General features: G+C 72.6%; 14 protein-coding genes. 12 read left to right on the top strand and 2 right to left on the bottom strand.

Annotated features, from left to right (window positions below):
* Positions 1-64 precede the first annotated feature (64 nt).
* The 8 genes from AB0R04_RS04315 to AB0R04_RS04280 all read left to right on the top strand — a co-directional run bounded on the left by AB0R04_RS04315 (position 65) and on the right by AB0R04_RS04280 (position 11,076).
* The gene (locus AB0R04_RS04315) at positions 65-1,102 is read left to right on the top strand and encodes a substrate-binding domain-containing protein (RefSeq protein ID WP_363368094.1); all 1,038 of its coding nucleotides are present in this window, start codon (positions 65-67) and stop codon (positions 1,100-1,102) included.
* Between the two features lie 45 nt (positions 1,103-1,147).
* Positions 1,148-1,738 (top strand): hypothetical protein, encoded by a 591-nt coding sequence (locus AB0R04_RS04310; protein ID WP_363368092.1) that lies wholly within the window; start codon positions 1,148-1,150, stop codon positions 1,736-1,738.
* Positions 1,739-1,982: 244 nt separating this feature from the next.
* Positions 1,983-4,664, top strand: a complete 2,682-nt coding sequence (locus AB0R04_RS04305) for a hypothetical protein (protein ID WP_363368090.1) — start codon at positions 1,983-1,985, stop codon at positions 4,662-4,664.
* Positions 4,665-5,021: 357 nt separating this feature from the next.
* A complete protein-coding gene (pstC, locus tag AB0R04_RS04300) occupies positions 5,022-6,053 on the top strand; it encodes a phosphate ABC transporter permease subunit PstC (RefSeq protein WP_063348389.1) in 1,032 nt (343 codons plus the stop codon).
* Between the two features lie 43 nt (positions 6,054-6,096).
* A complete protein-coding gene (pstA, locus tag AB0R04_RS04295) occupies positions 6,097-7,323 on the top strand; it encodes a phosphate ABC transporter permease PstA (protein WP_363368088.1) in 1,227 nt (408 codons plus the stop codon).
* A gap of 38 nt (positions 7,324-7,361) precedes the next feature.
* On the top strand, positions 7,362-9,239 hold the full coding sequence (locus AB0R04_RS04290) for a substrate-binding domain-containing protein (RefSeq protein WP_363368086.1): 1,878 nt from the start codon (positions 7,362-7,364) through the stop codon (positions 9,237-9,239).
* Positions 9,236-10,147: a class E sortase gene (locus AB0R04_RS04285; protein WP_363368084.1), complete on the top strand. Its 912-nt coding sequence runs from the start codon at positions 9,236-9,238 to the stop codon at positions 10,145-10,147. Before AB0R04_RS04290 ends, AB0R04_RS04285 begins: the two co-directional genes overlap by 4 nt.
* Before the next feature lie 38 nt (positions 10,148-10,185).
* Positions 10,186-11,076 carry a phosphate ABC transporter ATP-binding protein gene (locus AB0R04_RS04280; protein WP_079135714.1) on the top strand — a complete coding sequence of 297 codons (891 nt, stop codon included), beginning with the start codon at positions 10,186-10,188 and terminating at the stop codon, positions 11,074-11,076.
* A gap of 25 nt (positions 11,077-11,101) precedes the next feature.
* Here the strand turns inward: AB0R04_RS04280 and AB0R04_RS04275 are convergent, their stop codons facing one another.
* Positions 11,102-11,938, bottom strand: coding sequence for an HAD family hydrolase (locus AB0R04_RS04275; RefSeq protein ID WP_363368083.1), 837 nt, complete (start codon positions 11,936-11,938; stop codon positions 11,102-11,104).
* A 206-nt stretch (positions 11,939-12,144) separates the two neighbouring features.
* Here AB0R04_RS04275 and AB0R04_RS04270 point away from each other — a divergent pair, with 206 nt between their 5' ends.
* The 3 genes from AB0R04_RS04270 (at position 12,145) to AB0R04_RS04260 (ending at position 15,139) form a co-directional block, all read left to right on the top strand.
* Positions 12,145-12,345 (top strand): hypothetical protein, encoded by a 201-nt coding sequence (locus tag AB0R04_RS04270; protein ID WP_363368081.1) that lies wholly within the window; start codon positions 12,145-12,147, stop codon positions 12,343-12,345.
* A gap of 302 nt (positions 12,346-12,647) precedes the next feature.
* A complete protein-coding gene (locus AB0R04_RS04265; RefSeq protein WP_363368079.1) occupies positions 12,648-14,117 on the top strand; it encodes a phenylacetate--CoA ligase family protein in 1,470 nt (489 codons plus the stop codon).
* Positions 14,114-15,139 carry a hypothetical protein gene (locus AB0R04_RS04260; protein WP_363368078.1) on the top strand — a complete coding sequence of 342 codons (1,026 nt, stop codon included), beginning with the start codon at positions 14,114-14,116 and terminating at the stop codon, positions 15,137-15,139. Before AB0R04_RS04265 ends, AB0R04_RS04260 begins: the two co-directional genes overlap by 4 nt.
* A gap of 50 nt (positions 15,140-15,189) precedes the next feature.
* Here the strand turns inward: AB0R04_RS04260 and AB0R04_RS04255 are convergent, their stop codons facing one another.
* Positions 15,190-16,440: a hypothetical protein gene (locus AB0R04_RS04255; RefSeq protein ID WP_363368076.1), complete on the bottom strand. Its 1,251-nt coding sequence runs from the start codon at positions 16,438-16,440 to the stop codon at positions 15,190-15,192.
* A 223-nt stretch (positions 16,441-16,663) separates the two neighbouring features.
* On the opposite strand from AB0R04_RS04255, the gene AB0R04_RS04250 reads away from it, so the two are divergent.
* Positions 16,664-17,551, top strand: coding sequence for an LLM class flavin-dependent oxidoreductase (locus AB0R04_RS04250; RefSeq protein ID WP_363368074.1), 888 nt, complete (start codon positions 16,664-16,666; stop codon positions 17,549-17,551).
* Positions 17,552-17,590: the final 39 nt, after the last annotated feature.

Below are 17,590 nucleotides of genomic sequence, written 5' to 3'. Positions count from 1 at the left end.
CGGCCACGGGCGCAGCGCCCGTGGCCGCCGGCCATCGGAGGAGCCGTCGAAGGGGCCCGGGATCATGCGTGGAACGACGAAGAAGCTGCTCGCCGCCGCCGCTCTGGCGACGGCGGTCGTCACCGCGACCGGCGGCACGGGGGCCGCCGATCCGACGTCGCTGCCGGCCGCACGGGACATCGTGGGGGTGGGGGACGGCGTCACGCAGCTGGTGATGAACCAGCTCTCCGCGGACTACAACGCCACCATCCCGAGCACCGACACCACCACGCCGCGCCTGTACAGCTGGGACGCGACCGGCACCTCGCCGATCACCACCAAGACCGGCGCCACGTCGATCGCCCGCCCGAACGGGGCCGACGCCGGCATCCAGGCCTTGAAGAACAACACCAGTACCGTGGTGGACTTCGCCCGCTCCTCACGTGGTCCGGCACTGACCGACCCGAACACCTTCGACTTCGTGGCGTTCGCATCGGACGCGGTGTCCTGGGCGGCCAAATCCGGTGGTAACGCGCCGGCCAACCTGACCACGCAGAACCTCAAGGACATCTACACCTGCAACGTCACCACCTGGGAACAGATCGACCCCAGCCTGCCCAGCACCACCATCAAGCCGTTCCTGCCGCAGCCCGGCTCAGCCCTCCGCACGAACTTCCTGTGGAAGATCGGCGTCTCGGCCTTCGGCCTCTGTGTGACCGAGGGTGTGCAGGAGAACGAGGGCAGCGACGCCCAGTTGAACGACCCCGACGCGCTGGTCCCCTACTCCGTGGGGCACTACGTCGGGCAGATGTACTACGGCCGGGGCAGCGGTTCGGATGTGCAGGGCCCGCTGACCATCCGCAACGTCAACGGCGACGCGCCGGTCGACACCGCGAAGAAGGCCATCAACAAGAACTTCGTCGGCGGTAGCTACGTCCTCTCCCTCTACCACGTGCTCCGCCGCTCCGACTGGAACGCCGCCGACGCCCACGGTGCCGCACTGCGCTCCGTCTTCGGCGCCGACGGTTGGATCTGCACCAATCCGACCGCCCTCGCGGACATCACCGGGTTCGGCTTCCTTCCGCTGCCGCCCCACGCCTGCGGGAGCATCACGCACAGCTGACCACTGCTCCACCCGCACCATCCCACCTCTCCCAAGGAGTTCAGCATGGCAAGAACCGGTACCCGCCTCGCCACCACCGGTGCCGCCGTCGTCCTGGCGGTCACCGGTGTCGGCGGTGTGGCCGTGGCCGACACCACCGCCACCGCGCCCACCGGCAGCGCCGTGATCACCGTCGACGGCGCGTTCCTGGCCAAGTCGGTGCTCAAGGGCATCGTCGTCGTCCCGCTGACGCCGGCCACCGCGGCCGCCGCCAACAACGCCATCACCGCGACCTTCCCGGTGACCGGCGGAGCGGCCAACATCCCGTCCTTCTCCGGGGACGTGCAGTTCGGCGGCAGCCTGCTCTTCTTCAACGCCACGAACGGCAAGAGCGTCGTCTTCAAGCAGCTCGACTTCGGCGTCCGCAGCTGGAAGATCACGGCCGTCCCGGACGGCGGCACCAACCCGGTGGCGCTGCTGGACCCGCTGGGCGACACCCAGGTCGGCCGTACCGGCACCACGCAGAGCCTCACCGCTTCCAGCCTCCAGGTGGACGCGGAGGGCGCGCAGTACCTGGACAAGGCCCTCGGCACCACGTACTTCACCGGCGGCCAGTCGGTCGGCTCGCTCGCCCTGTCCTTCACCCCGGGCAGCTGACCCCCGGCCCGCGATGACCGCGGGGTGATCTGCGGGCCCGCACCCCGGTGCGGGCCCGTACGCATTCGGACGACGCAACTCCGTTCCATGGGTGCCGCGTTGGGGTCTCGTACACCCTGTCGACCGGATCCGGCCATATCCGGCTGGCGCAATGGTCAGGTACCGGAACCGTCCGGTCGTCCGCATGCCTGATCCCCCTTGCGCCGCGTGCTGGGCGGCGCGGATTCGCACGGAGGTGCCCGCCATGAGAGTCCGACTACCCGACCGGAGGGATCCGGGGTGGTGGCGTCGCCGATGGCCGGCGATCGCGATGGTGTGGTCGGTGGTGGTGGCCCTCGGGGTGGTGCCGATCGGCCTGGGGGCGGTGCCACAGGCGGTGGCGGCGTCGTCCGCGGTGACGGTGAAGGGGCCGAAGCTCTGGAATCCGAGCACCGGGACGTACGGCAAGCAGGGGAGCATCACGCTCTCGCAGTCGAAGGACCTCACCAACCAGGTGGTCCAGCTCTCCTGGAGCGGCTTCACCCCGACCACGGACGGCAACGGCCAGCCGAGGACGATCGTGAAGCCCGGCGACGCCTACTCCTTCTTCGCCGTCCGGATCTACGAGTGCCGCGGTACCGATCCAAAGGTCACCGACTGTTACGGCAGCACCATGTACGGGCTTGATCCGGCTGCCGGGTTCCAGCAGCGGAAGACCGACGTGCCTGCGCCGGACTTCCCGAGCAACATGGTGATCTCCCCCACCAGTATGGACGGTTCGGGAGCCGCGACCATCGAGTTGTACACGGGGCTGCAGAGCCCGACCCTGGCCTGCGATGCCACCCACCCGTGTTCCCTGGTGGTGGAGGCCAACTACGGCGGTGACAGCCTCGGCCAGACGAATCCGCAGCAGACCGTGGACTGCACGAACCACACCCTCGATCTCACCACCGGATACAAGCTCGCGTCGGACGAGGTGTTCGGCAAGGACGCGGCCAACGGCATGTCGAGCGGCGAGCAGTGCGCCTGGGAGAACCGGGCCGTGGTGCCGCTGGCCTTCGCGCCCTCGCCGGCCGCCTGCGAGGCGCAGACGTCGGCGTTCCGTGCCGCAGGCCTGGAGGCGGCCAACCGGGCCGTGCAGCTGTGGCGTTCAGGCCTGTGCCTGGGCGACAACCCGCTGTCCTTCCAGTACCTTCCCGCCGGCGGCGAGCCGCAGGCCCGGGCCGACTTCCTCGGCGGAGCGACGGATGTTGCCCTGACGGTCCGACCGGACACGTCGACGCCGCAACGCCCGTACGTCTACGCGCCGTTGTCGGCCTCGGGCGTGTCGGTGGCCTTCGTGGTCGACGACCCGTCGACCGGTCGGCAGATCAGGGACATGAAGCTCAACGCCCGGCTGCTGGCCAAGCTGCTCACCCAGTCGTACTCGCCCGCCGGAGGCGTGATCGCCTCCGTGAAGGGCAACCCGACCTGCATCTTCCGGGACCAGGAGTTCCTGAAGCTGAACCCGCTGCCGCCGGAGAGCGGGCTGAAGTGGCCGACGTCCTGCGCGGTCTCGCAGTCCAGCCCCATCGTGGTCGGCGGCACGACGGACCTGGTGTACCAGCTGACCTCGTGGATCGCCTCCGACCCGGACGCCGCGCGCTTCCTGGACGGCGAGCCGGACCCGTGGGGCATGCGGGTGGACACGTACTACCTGCGGCCGGCCTTCTCCGGCTACCCGACCGACTCCTTCGCCCGGCAGGACTCCTCCGGGCTGGTCGGGGCGACGACGCAGCCGCGCAGCAACTGGCGTGAGTACGAGTGGAATCCGGTCACCACGGGGCTCGGTGACGTGGCGCGGAAGCTGCTGCAGAACAAGCCGACCTGCATCGATCCGACCATCCAGCCCGACGGCGGCCACAACCAGTGCGCGCCGATGGACCCGGGCAGCCGGACGCTGTTCTCGATCATGGACGCTGGCCAGGCGAAGGCCTACGCGCTCCCCGAGGCCCAACTCCTCAACCCGGCGGGCGGGTTCGCTGCGCCCAGCACGTCCAGCTTCCAGTCCGCGGTGGCGGACATGACGGTGGACGCGTCGACGGGTGTCCAGCAACTGCCGTACGGCGTCGCCGACACGGCGTACGCCCACGACCAGTTCGCCTACCCGCTGACCAGCGTGCAGTACGCGATGGTGCCGACCAAGGGCGTGCCCGACGCCAAGGCGGCGGCGATCACCAAGTTCCTGAAGACGGTGACGACCAGCGGCCAGGTGTACGGCACCGAGCCGGGCCGGCTGGCGCAGGGCTTCCTCGCCCTGACCAACGCCCAGCGCGCGCAGGCGGCGGACGCCGCCTCGCACGTGGAGACGCAGGACGGCAAGCTGCCCGGCAACCAGGCCGCGCCGCCGAACCCGCCCCCCGTCACCCCCGACCCGGGGACGACCGGCGGCACCGGCGGCACCCCGGCGGGCGGATCGGGCTCCACGGACGGCGCCGCTCCCGGCACCGCGCCCGCGCCCGCGAGCGACGGCGGCACGGCGGCCGGCGGGACCGGGGACACCTCGGCCGACGGCAACACCTTCGGCACGACCGGCGGGACCAGCGGCACCGGCGGCACCGGTTCCATCGGATCCACCGGTTCCACCGGGACGACCGGCGGCACGGCCGGCACCGGCGGATCCGCCGCCGTCCCGGCCGCCGCAACGGCCGGCGGGGCGAAGGCCGCCGCCGCCCCCGCCGCGTCCGGCAAGCCGATCACCGTGGCGCCCGTCGCGGCCGGCACGCCGGCGGCGGACCGCTCCGGCATGGCCCGCCTGCTGCTCCCGATCGCGCTGATCGGCGGCCTGGTGCTGCTGGTCGGCGGACCGGCGACGCTGCTGCTGGGCGGCACTCCGGCCGGGCAGAAGGCACTGACCGGGCTGCGCGAGGGCTGGTCGCGGGTGCGTCGCCGCCGCTGGGGCCGCTGACGCCCGCGGCTGACGCCCGCGCCGGTTGACGCCGGCGCACCTCGGACGACTCGGCGGGGCCGCCGTTCCGGCCCCGCCGACTCGTCCGCCCGGTCCCGTTGCCGTCTGCCCCGGGCCCGCTGACCAGGCCCGCAGCCCGACCCGCGCCGCCCGCGCGTCGGCGACCGGACCGACCGGCGACCGGAACGTCGGCGACCGGACCGACCGGCGACCGGAACGCCGGCGACCGACCGGAACGCCGACGACCGACCGACGACCACGAACCAGCCGACCGAGCCGCCTTCGACGCTTTCGTCGGGCCGCCGTCCAGGCCGGGGCACCGCCCCGGCACCCGTACCCGAGCACGGAGAGCAGACCATGACAGCCGCCGCCGAGCCCGCGGCACCGTACGCCGGGGCGCCAGGCCACCCCGACGGCCAGCCCGACCCCGACGTCCCGCGCGTCATCACCGCCCCCGCCACCCCCGGCGACCGGGTGTTCCGCGGCGTGCTGCGGCTCGCCGGGATCTCGGTCTTCGCCATCATGGGGCTGATCGCGTTCTTCCTGCTGCTGCGCGGCACGGACGCGCTGCGCGCGGTGGGCTGGTCGTTCCTGACCGAGCAGAAGTGGCAGACCGCCGCGCACAACTTCGGCATCGCCGCCGTCCTGCCGAACGGCCTGCTGATCGCCGTGATCGCCCTGGCCATCGCCGTCCCGGTGGCGCTGACCACGGCGGTCTTCATCGCCGAGTACGCGCCCGTGCGGCTGCGTTCGGTGCTGGTCTCGCTGATCGACCTGATGGCGGCGATCCCCAGCATCATCTACGGCCTGTGGGGGCTGTTCTTCCTCCAGCCGCGCATCATCGGCTTCGTCCGCTGGCTGGCCAACCACCTCGGCGACGCGATCCCCTTCCTGAAGGTGCGCACCGGCGACATCGGGACGTCCTACACCTCGTCCACCTTCATCGCGGGCGTCGTGGTCTCCCTGATGATCATCCCGATCGTCACCTCGCTCAGCCGGGAGGTGTTCTCCCAGGCCCCGCAGGGCGAGCGGGAGGGCGCGTACGCGCTCGGCTCGACCCGCTGGGGGATGGTGCGCGCGGTGGTGCTGCCGTTCGGCAAGGGCGGTGTGATCGGCGCGGTGATGCTGGGCTTCGGCCGGGCGATGGGGGAGACGATCGCCGTCGCGCTGATCATCTCGCCGAACTTCAAGACCATCACACACATCCTCGAGAACGGCGCCAACTCGATCTCGGCGCTGATCGCGCTGCGCTTCGGCGAGTCGGACGCGCTGTCGCTCTCCGCGCTGATGGCGGCCGGCCTGGTGCTGTTCGCACTGACCCTGCTGGTCAACGTCGCGGCCGGTTTCGTGATCAACCGGTCGCGCTCCGGCGCCTCGACCGCGGACTGAGAAGGGCGGCCGACATGACCAACCCCGTTGAAGGGACGACCCGATGACCACGCTCGACCTGCCACCCGTGGCCGCGTCCGAGCCCGCCGAGGCGCCGCCCGCCCCCGCACCCGTACCCCCGCGCCCGGAGCAGCGCCTGAAGCTCGGCGGGGTCACCCGCGAGGACGTGCTCACCGTGGCCGGCTCGCTGGTCGGCTCGCTGGCGCTGGACTGGATGAGCTACGAGCGGATCCTGCCGTTCAGCGGCGCGTTCGGCTTCCTGGTCTGCTGGTATGTGCTGTTCCTGGCCGGCTACTTCACCCTCGGGCGGCTCCAGTGGGGCAGGCTGCTGGTGCGCGAGCGCCTGGTGTCGGTGGTCGCGTGGAGCTCCGGACTGCTGGTGCTCGCGCTGATCGTCGACCAGATCGGCTATCTGGTGGTCCGAGGCTCCGAGGCGGCCCAGCACCTGAACTTCTTCACCGAGTCGATGGAGAGGACGGCCGCGCTCTCCCCGATCACCTCCGGCGGTGCGCTCAACGCGATCGTCGGCTCGCTCGAACAGCTGGGCCTGGCCACGTTGTTCGCGGTGCCGCTGGGCATCGCCGCGGCGGTCTTCATGTCCGAGGTCGGCGGCCGGATGGCCCGTCCGGTGCGGACCCTGGTCGAGGCGATGACCGCGCTGCCGTCGATCGTCGCGGGCCTGTTCGTGCTCGGCGTGGTGATCCTCACCCTCGGGTTCGAGCAGAGCGGGTTCGCGGCCTCGCTGGCGCTGACCGTGATGATGATGCCGATCGTCACCCGGGCCGCCGAGGTGGTCATCCGGCTGGTGCCGGGCACCCTGCGCGAGGCCTCGTACGCGCTCGGCGGCAGCCAGTGGCGGACGGTGTGGAACGTGGTGCTGCCGACCGCCCGGCCCGGTCTGGTGACGGCGGTGGTGCTCGGCATGGCGCGCGGCGTCGGCGAGACCTCGCCGGTGCTCCTGACCTCGGGCTTCACCGCGCAGTTCAATGCCGACCCGTTCACCGAGCCCCAGGTGTCGCTGCCGCTCTACATCTGGAACTACGTCAAGCAGCCCTACCCCGAGATGGTCGCGCGGGCCTTCGCCGCGGGGCTGACCCTGATGGCCGTGGTGCTGGTCCTGTTCGTCACCGCTCGGGTGCTCGGCGGCCGTCGGCCCGGCCAGTTGACGCGGGGTCAGAAGCGCCGGATCAACCGGGACGCCCGTCGTCTCGAGGCGGCCGCCGCGGCCGCCGTCGCCCGTCCGTACGCCATCCAGCCGGAGAAGCGCTGATGCCCAGCCCAACCACCCTCCGTACCAGAGGAGTTCCCATGTCGTGGGAGGCCGCAAGCCGCCCCGTGGCCCGCACCCTGGCCGTGCTGCTGTCCCTGTCGCTCGCCGCGGCCTCACTGCTGCTCGGGCAGGGGGCGGCGTTCGCGGCGTCGGTCGCGCTGAGCGCCCAGGGCTCCAGCTGGTCCGGTCCGGCGATCGACCAGTGGCGCCAGGACGTCGGGCCGCAGGGCATCCAGATCAACTTCAACCCGGTCGGCTCGGCCGCCGGCCGCACGGCCTGGAGCAACGGGCAGACCGACTTCACCGCCTCGGACGTGCCGTTCCGCAGCGGGGATGACACCGGCCTCAGCGAATCGGCCCGCACCGGCGGCCAGGGCGGCCGGGAGAACCCGGTCTACGGCTTCTCGTACGTGCCGATCACCGCGGGCGGCACCACCTTCATGTACAACCTGCAGGTCGGCGGCAAGCAGGTCCGCGACCTGCGACTCTCCCCGCAGACCATCGTGGACATCTTCACCAACAAGATCACCAACTGGAACGACCCGAAGATCACCGCCGACTACGGCAAGCCGCTGCAGAGCATGCCGATCACCCCGGTGGTCCGCTCGGACGGCTCCGGCGCTACCGCGCAGTTCACCCGTTGGATGGAGCACAGCTACCAGGCCCAGTGGGACGACTACTGCAAGTCCGTCAACGGCACCACCTGCGGCGACTACACCGAGTTCTACCCGCCGTCCGGCCGGATGACCGCGCAGAACGGCTCCGACATCGTCGCGGGCTACATCAAGTCCTCGATCGGCCAGGGCACCATCGGCTACGACGAGTACGCCTTCGCCAAGCGCAGCAACTGGCCGGTCGTGAAGGTGCTCAACAAGGCCGGCTACTACTCCCTGCCGACGGCCTCCAACGTGGCGGTCGCGCTCACCGCGGCGAAGATCCGCGGCGTCGACGACAACACCCCGGCGACCGACCCGAACTACCTCCAGCAGAACCTCGACGGCGTCTACACGATGGACGACCCCCGCGCCTACCCGATCTCCAGCTACAGCTACGTGATCGTGCCGCGCGCCGGAGCGGAGCTCAAGCCGCCGCCCCGCTTCAACAACGACAAGGGCGGCGCACTCAGCCGCTTCCTCGCCTACGTCCTGTGCGAGGGCCAGGGCGAGGCGGACGGCCTCGGCTACTCGCCGATCCCGCGCAACCTGGTCAAGGGCGGGCTGCTGCAGACCAAGAGCATCCCGGGCAACGCCAGCCCCGTCGACCCGGACACCCTCTCCAACTGCGCGAACCCGACCTTCAACTCGGCCGGTGAGCTGACCGTCCTCAAGAACGCGCCGCAGCCCAGCCCCTGCGACAAGCAGGGCGCTCCGCTGGACTGCACCGTGCAGGACGGCCAGCCGGTCAAGACCGGTTCGGGCGCTGGTAGTTCGGGCGGCACCGGCGGCGGCGCGGCCGGCGGGACCGGCGGCACGGGCGGCACGGGCGGTACCGGCGGCACGGGCGGCACGGCCGCCGGCGGTTCGGGCCGGACCGGCAACGGCACGGCCGCAGGCGGGTCCGGCGGCACCGGCGGTACCGGTGGCGGTACGGGCGGCGGCGGCGCGGGCACCGGCGGCACCGGGGACGGCGGCGCAGCTGCCGACGGCGCGGCCGGCACGGACCCGAACGCGGCCGGTGCCGCGCCGGGCGACCCGGGCACCGAGGACGTGGTCGACCCGCAGACCGGCCAGGTCGTCGCCCGCGGCCGCGGCGGCAGCACCGAGGTCGCGGCGAACGTGGTCGAGGTGGCCGGCAAGCCCGAGGACTGGACGCTGAGCACGCTCACCGCCCTCGAACTGCTCGCCGTGGTGCTCGTCCCGCCGCTGCTCGGCCGGCGGCTGCTGCGGCGGCGCAAGTCCTCGGACGGCGCCTCGTGACCGCCCCGGTGCTGGAGAAGCCGGCCGCCCCCGCGCGGCCGGCCACGCCCGCGGGCCCGCCCGCCGCGACCCCCGCGGCCGGGCCCGCCGCCGCCCCTTCGCGGCGCCGCCTCCTCCAGGGCGCCCGGGTGGCCAGCCTGCTGGCCGCGCTGGTGCTGGGCTTCGTCGGCTACCTGTTCACGCTCTCGCACGTCCAGGAACGGCACTTCCAGTCCACCGCGTACAAGACCTTCCGGGACCAGCTCGCCCGGGCCGTCGCCCCCACCGGGGCCGCCGCCGACGGCGCCCCGGTGGCCCTGCTGGACATCCCGGCGATCGGCCTGCACCAGGCCGTCGTGGTCGAGGGCACCACCGGCCGGGACCTCATGCGCGGGCCCGGCCACCGCCGGGACACCGCCCTGCCCGGCCAGGGCGGCGTCGCGGTGCTGTTCGGCCGCGGCGCCACCTTCGGCGCGCCCTTCGCGCAACTGTCCGGGCTCCGGGTCGGCGACAAGATCGAGGCCACCACCGGGCAGGGCAAGTTCACCTACACCGTCAACGTGTACGGCGACGGCGACCACCCGATCACCGACCCGGCCCGCAACCGGCTCGTCCTGGTCACCGGGGACTCGGACTGGATCCCCGGCTCGACCGTGATGGTCGGCGCCCGGCTGGACGGCGACCCCCAGCAGAACCCCGGCGGCCGGCCCCGGACCGTCCCGTACGACAAGGCGCTGGCCGCCGACAAGGGCGCGCTGGCCACGCTGCAACTGTGGTCGCTCGGACTGCTGGGCGTGGTGCTCGGCGCGCTCCTGCTGGCCCGGTACTGGCGGGCCTCGGCGGCCTACCTGAGCCTCGCGCCGGTGCTCGGCGCACTGCTCTGGGCGGTCTACGAGAACGCCGCCGCCCTGCTGCCCAACCTCTACTGAAGCGCGCCCGGAAGGCCGTACCGATGACGGATGCACCGATGACCGACACCCCGACCACCGGCCTGGGGACGGTCGACGCCCCGGCGACCGACCCGGCCGCCGACACCCTCACCCTCCCGCCGCTGCCGCCGGCCCCGCACCCCGGCGGCGAGCCGCTGGCCGGGCTGGAGACCAGGGAGGTCTCCGCCTGGTTCGGCGCCCGCAAGGTGCTGGAGCGGGTCTCGCTGGCGATGCCGGCCGGCGAGGTCACCGCGCTGATCGGCCCGTCCGGCTGCGGCAAGTCCACCTACCTGCGGATCCTCAACCGGATGCACGAGATGGTGCGCGGCGCCGCGCTCTCCGGCGAGGTGCTGCTGGAGGGCGACGACGTCTACCGTCCCGGTCGGCGCCCCGCCGAGGTGCGGCGCCGGATCGGCATGGTGTTCCAGCGGCCCAACCCGTTCCCGGCGATGTCCATCCAGGACAACGTCGCCAGCGGCCTGAAGCTGGCCGGGATCAAGGTCTCCAAGGAGGAGCGCCGGGACCTGGTGGAGACCAGCCTGCGCCGCGCCGGGCTCTGGGACGAGGTCTCCAGCCGGCTGCACACCCCGGGCGGCTCGCTCTCCGGCGGGCAGCAGCAACGCCTGTGCATCGCACGGTCGTTGGCGGTCTCGCCGGACATCCTACTGATGGACGAGCCGTGCTCCGCGCTCGACCCGACCTCCACCCGACGGGTCGAGGAGACCATCGCCGAACTGCGCGGGCGGCTCACCATCGTGATCGTCACCCACAACATGCAGCAGGCCCAGCGCGTCTCGCAGACCTGCGCCTTCTTCCTGGCCACCCACGACACCCCGGGCCGGATCGTGGAGGCCGGGCCGACCGCGCAGGTCTTCGGCAACCCGCGCGACCAGCGGACCTCCGACTACGTGAACGGCCGCTTCGGCTAGGTCCGGGCGATACGTCCTAGGGGAGCTAGGGGAGCCAGGGGAGCCGCAGCAGCTCCTCCAGCACCGCCGCGACGCCGTCCTGCTCGTTGCTCACGGTGTGCAGCGGCACCGCCGCCAGCACCTGCGGGTGCGCGTTGGCGACGGCGTACGCGGTGCCGGCCCAGTCCAGCATCTCCAGGTCGTTCGGCATGTCGCCGAAGGCCACCACCTCGCTCCGGTCGATCCCGTGCCCGGCGCACCAACGGGCCAGCGTGCTGGCCTTGGTGACGCCGGGCGCGCTGATCTCCAGCAGCGGGATCGGCGCCGAGCGGGTGATCTCGGCCAGCTGCCCGGCCGCCTCCCGGGCCTGGGTGAGGAACGTGTCCGGGTCGAGGTCGGGGTGCTTGGCCAGTAGCTTGAACAGGCCCCGGACCGGCCCGCCGGCGCTCAGCAGCTTCTCCGCCGGGCCGACCGCGTGCTCCAGGTCGTCGCCCCACATCGGTACCGCGTACTCGGGCTCGCGGGCCCACCCGTCCGGGTACTCGAAGGCGAACGCGGTGCCGGGCAGCTTGGCGCGCAGCACCTCGACCACCGCCAGGGTGGTCTCCACCGGCAGCGGGAACGACTCCAGCAGCTCACCGCGCCGCACGTCCACCACCGCGCCGCCGTTCGAGCAGATCGCCACCCCGTGGCCGCCGATGTGCGCGCTCACCTGCTGCATCCAGCGCGGCGGCCGCCCGGTGACGAACACCACCTGCACCCCGGCCGCCTCCGCGGCCGCCAGGGCCGCGGCGGTGCGTTCGCTGACGGTGCCGCCGGCGCACAGCAGGGTGCCGTCCAGGTCGGTGGCGATGAGGCGGGGGGCGGTACGGGCTTCGGTCACCGGTCCATCTTCGCCCATCGGTGCCACACCGGTCACCGGCGAGGACGGACCTCGTCGCGGACCCGCAGGACGGCGCCGCCGACCCGCCGGACCTGTGGCTTTCGGACCCCGAGGCGCCGTTTCCGGCCTATTCGCCCGGCGGCCGGGGTGTCCCCGGGGCGCGACGGGCAGGAGTGTGCACGGCCACCCCGTCGGCAGGAAGAGCCATGCCCACTCGCCAGCTCCGAGACGAGCCTCCCCCGACCATCCCGCCCGCCGCCTCCCCGGACGCCTCCTCGGGCGCTTCCCCGGACGCCTCCCGCGAGCCGGTCCTGCTCGGCGACGTCCTCTTCCACACCCTCGCCGAGATCGCCCGCCGCGCCCCCGAGCCCCGCCTCCCGGCCCAGCGCACCCGCCCGCACCCGTAGGTCCGGTCCGGCCGAGCTGCGGCACCGCCCTTTCAGGGCAGGGAATTTGATGCCGTCTCACCTCTGGTCGCGCATTGTTCGATTCCCTAAACTGCACTCCCCACCCGCCGGCACCGGAGCACGTCATCGGGGCGTGCTCGGCCGCGCCGGCCAGCCCCACCAGGAGGTCTTGACATGGTCAAGCACTACTTCAAGTACGCCCTGAGCACCCTGACCGCCGCCATGTTCGCGCACATGGCCTGACCGAGTCGTCCCGGCCTGGGCCGGGGTGAGCATCCCCGGCCCAGGTTCCAGGAGGTCTCGTGTTCGGCACTGCGGTGAGTCAACTCCGGTACGGCGCATCGATCCTGCTCAACCGCAGGATCCGGCCCCAGGACCTCGGACGGATCGCCGACGACATGGTCCGCACGCTCGCCGAGTTCGGCGAGCCGGGCGCGGACTCGGCACTGCTGCCGGGGCAGGCCGGGCAGGTCGACCCGGAGGTGCGGCGCACGGTCACCCGGCGGAGCCTGCGGGCCACCGCGCGCGCAGCCGTCCGCCACACGGCCTACTACCGGCGGACCTTCGACGACCTCGGGATCGACCCCGACACGCTCGACACGGAGACCTGGTCGCGGGTGCCCGTCACCCCGAAGGCGGCCCTGCGCGGCCTGCCCGCCGCGTTCGTCTCCGCCGCCGCCGCGCCCGCCCTGATGGCGCTGACCACCGGCACCAGCGGCACCCCGACCGCGGTCTGGTACTCCCGGGCCGAGTTGGAGACGACGATCGCCCTCAGCACCATCTCGGCGGCCCTGACCCTCGGGCTGCGCCCCCGGCACACCGTGGCGTACGCGGGCTGCTCCAGGGCCACCCTGCCGCTGGTCGTCGCCGAGGAGTCCACCACCCGGGTCGGCGCCTCGTTCGTCCAGTTCGGGACGATCGACCCGGCGCTCGCCCTGGACCGCCTCGCCGCACCGCTCGGCCTGCCCGGCAAGGCCCCGCAGATCACCCACCTCACCGCCTCCGCGTCGTACCTCTCCGCGCTCGTGCAGGAGGCCGAACAGGGCGGGTGGCGGTCCGCGGACTTCGGGCTGGAGAACATCGGCGTGGGCGGCGAGGTGCTGTCGGCCCCCCTGCGGGAGCGGGCCGAAGCGGCGTTCGGCGCACCGGTGTCCACGTCCTACCTGATGACGGAGACGCTCCCCTCGGGCGGCATGCCGTGCTCCCAGGGGCATCTGCACCACACCACCGAGTTCGGGCACCTGGAGGTGCTCGACCCGCAGACCTGGGAGCCGACCGCGCCGGGGGAGGTCGGGATGCTGGTGCACACCCCCTTCGTGCCCTACCGGGAGTGCACCCTGCTGCTGCGGTACGCCACCGGCGACCTGGTCCGGTTGCCCGTCGGCGAGGCCGGGTGCGAGTGGGCGCACCTGCCGGCCACGTCCGCCGTCCTGGGCCGCTGGTCGGGGCCGCTCAGCGCCTCCGTGCCGACCAGGGACGTCCTCGACCTGGTCGAGGGGGAGCCGGACGTGCCGCTGCCGGCCAGGTACACGCTGACCGAGGAGCCGGACGGCGGTGCGCTGCTGCACCTCCTGGTCCGTGCGCTGCCCGCGGCGACACTGCACCGCAGGCTCGAACAGGGGGCGTCGGCGGCGGGGCTGCCGCTGGCCGGCATCGTGCTCCACGACGACCGGTCGAAACTGCCGCCGTCCAGCCCGGTCCGCGCGGACCTGCGGGAACACACCTTCGAGTCGGCCCGTCCGGTCGGCGTCCGGGCCGGGAGCGGCGCATGAACGCGATCCCCCTCGTCGCCCTGAGCTGCTGCGTGGCCCTGCTGATGGCCGCGGCCGGCGGGTACCTGGTCCGCGTGCGGATGCCCAGGCCCCCGGTGGGCGTCTACACCTCCGGCGACATCGCCGTCCTGTGCGTCGGCGTCGTGCTGGCCCCGCTGCTCTACCTCAAGCTGCCGGGCGTGGTCGTCTCGGCGCTGTTCGGCCTGGTGCTCTGCCTGGCGGTGCAGTTCACCCTGGCACCGGTCTGCTCCGGCCGCTGGGCCTGGGGCCTCGCCCTCGTGGCCGCCGGAGCCACGGCGGCGTGCAGCGGCCACCCCGCCGCGGTGCGCGCCTGCACCGACGTGATGCTCGCCGTCGCGGTGGTGGGCGTGGCCAACCTGTGGACGCAGAGCGGAATGCGATCGGCGCACGCGGCCGGCCTGGCCGCCGTCCTGTCCTGCTACGACCTGGTGGCGACCACCCTGACGCAGGTCACCGCGAACTTCGTCACCCAGGTCCAGGGAAGGCCGTTCGCCCCGATGCTCGTCCTGACGGGCGGCAGCCCGCCGGTCGCCGTGGGCCTCGGCGACCTGCTGCTCCTCGTGCTGTTCCCGCTGGTCGCCGCCAAGGCGTTCGGACGGACGGCCGCGTTGCTGGCGGCAGCCGTCGGAGTGGTCGTGACCAGTGCGGTCAGCGCACTGTTCGCCCTGGGCGCGCTGACGGCGGGCTTCCCCCTGCTGACCGTGCTCGGCCCCCTGATCGTGGTGCAGCACGTGCTGTGGTCACGCCGACTGGGCGGCGAGCGGACGACGGCCCGCTGGCGCTCCGGCACCGACTCGCCGGCCCCACACCCCGACCGCCTCCAGCCGGACCCCGCCCTGACGTCGGCCCTCTCCCTCACCCCGCCCACCGGGCTGGCGCCGGGCACCTGGATCGCGATCGCCGACGGCCAGATCCTCGGCACCGGCAACTCCCCCGGCCTCGCCCGCCGCGCCGCCCGCCAGCACGGCACGGACACCCTCCCCATCGTCCGCCAGCTCTGACCGGCCGCCCTTCAGCGGACTTCTGACGACGGCGGCCACGGCGTTCGCGGCTACGGGCGATGGGGTTGGCCCGGCACGCGCCGTGCGCTGGTGAACCGCTGCCGTCGCCCGCCGGCGGCCAGTTCGCCGAGGCGCTCGCCGATGACGGAGAAGCCGGGGCGGGGCTCCTGCGCGTAGTACCAGGGCTTGTGGCGGCGCAGCAAGGCCTCTCCGTGCTCGCTCCAGGTGAACCCGGGTTTCCGCAGCAGCTTCCGGAACACCGAGTCGGCCGCCTCCGGGTGGGCGGCGGCCAGTCGGCGGATCGGCAGTGGCGTGATCGACTCCTCGCGCAGGTACGTGCGCAGCAGGTCCTGGTGCGGTTTGCGGCCCGTGCGGGATGGGTCGGCGAAGAGGTCCCGCAACAGCCCGTAGCCCGCGTAGAAGTTGAGTCCGTCGACCTCGTCGTAGATGACTCCGACGGTGTCCGCGTCCGCAAGGTCCCGCGGCAGCTCGAAAGCCGGGAAGTCGAGGGCCGGGCGCCGCCTGCCCCGGGCGCGGTCGGGATGCTCGGCGGCGGTGTTCTCCCGCCGGTGCCGGTAGTAGGCGTTGAGCCGTTCCTCGGTTTCGGCGGGCGGAAGGACCAGTTCGTCGCTGCCGAAGAACTCGACGAACGCGGCCCGGTCCTTCCGCATCGACTCCCATCCCTGCTCGATCTTCTCGGGGTTGCGGAAGACCAGTTCGGGGTGGCTGGTGGCCAGTTGGAGTGCGGCCCGGGCGATCTCGGTGGCGCTGGACTTGGGGTAGTACGACATCGCCCCGGAGACCAGCCACGTCCCGTCGGCCGAGAAGACGGGCACCAGGCAGGTGTGGAGGAACCCTCCCCTCGTCACTCCGCGGAAAGCAGCCCGTCCGGCGTTCGAGTAGGTGCGGTACTCCAGGTCGTCGACCAGGTTCAGCAGAATGAGGGCATCCCCGTCCTTGCGGCGGATCTCGAAGATCCCCTCGACCGGGTCCCGCCAGCCGAGCAGCATCTCCCGGTCGATCTCGCCCAAGTCCCGCCGCCCACCGACGAACCGGTCCACCACCGTCGAACCGTCCGGCAGGCGGAAGCGCAGGATGAAGTGGTCGGTGATCCGGACCGCCTCACCCTCGTCCAGCAGCCGCTCCGGCCCGGCGGCCTCCAACAGAAGGGGAGTCAACCACCGGTCGAAGCGCGCACCCTGCGCGAAGGCGACCAGCTCTCCCTTCAACTCGGCACTGCGCTCGATGAGGTCGGCGAGCGAGCGCTCGCCGTGATCCGCGCCCCGAACGGCGATCGCCATGTCCTGCTCTCCCCACAAGCCGGTTCCGAAGTGATCCGAAGTGATGTGCGAGTTGCTCGGCTCTCGCCGTAGGCATCGACGGTGGCCCTCATCGATCATGGTCCAAAGCTCGGCCCCGCCCTGCCCGATGCACCCACGGCGCCACGGTAGCGGCCGTGAAGGCGCTCTAGCCGAGGGCCGCTCGAAACCTCACCTGCCGGAGTGAACACGTAGGGTCGACGGCATGCGCTTGAGTACCGTGATCCTCCCCATCCACCGGTGGAGCGAGGGGCAGAAGATCTGGCGGCGGGCCGAGGAGCTCGGCTTCCACGCCGCCTACACCTACGACCACCTGTCCTGGCGGAGCTTCCGGGACGAGCCGTGGTTCGGCTCGGTCCCCACGCTGACGGCTGCGGCGACGGCCACCGAGCGGATCCGGCTGGGGACGCTGGTGACGTCGCCGAACTTCCGGCACCCGGTGACGCTGGCGAAGGAGCTGATCACGCTGGACGACGTGTCCGGCGGGCGGGTGACGCTGGGCATCGGGGCCGGCGGGACGGGCTTCGACGCGACGGCGCTGGGGCAGGAGGCGTGGTCGCCGAAGGAGCGGGCGGACCGGTTCGGCGAGTTCCTGCCGCTGCTGGACGAGCTGCTGCGTACGGACGCCACGACGCGCGAGGGTGCGTACTACTCGGCGGTCGAGGCCCGGAACATCCCCGGCTGCGTGCAGACTCCGCGACTGCCGTTCTACGTCGCCGCGACCGGGCCGCGCGGGCTGAAGCTGGCGGCCGAGTACGGCCAGGGCTGGGTGACGTACGGGGACCCGAAGGGTCCGGCGGACGTGCCCGTCGAGCGGGCGCCCGAGGTGATCGCCCAGCAGATCGAGAAGCTGACGGTGGCCTGCGAGGCCAAGGGCCGCGATGTGGCCACGCTGGAGAAGATGCTGCTCCAGGGCTCGACGGCGGAGCGGCCGCTTCAGTCGCTGGACGCCTTCGTGGACTGGGCAGGGAAGTACCAGGAGCTGGGCATCACCGAGCTGGTGATCCACTGGCCGGTGCCGGACTCGATCTTCGAGAACGACCTCGCCGTCTTCGAGCGGATCGCCACCGAGGGCCTCGCCCAACTGGGCTGATCACGGATTCTGCTGCCGGCCCCGCCGAGCGCTCCACGT

Source organism: Kitasatospora sp. NPDC056731 (assembly GCF_040687675.1).
Classification (GTDB): Bacteria; Actinomycetota; Actinomycetes; order Streptomycetales; family Streptomycetaceae; genus Kitasatospora.
The sequence above is the reverse complement of the archived record's forward strand: the minus strand, read 5'-3'. Positions and strand labels throughout refer to the sequence as shown.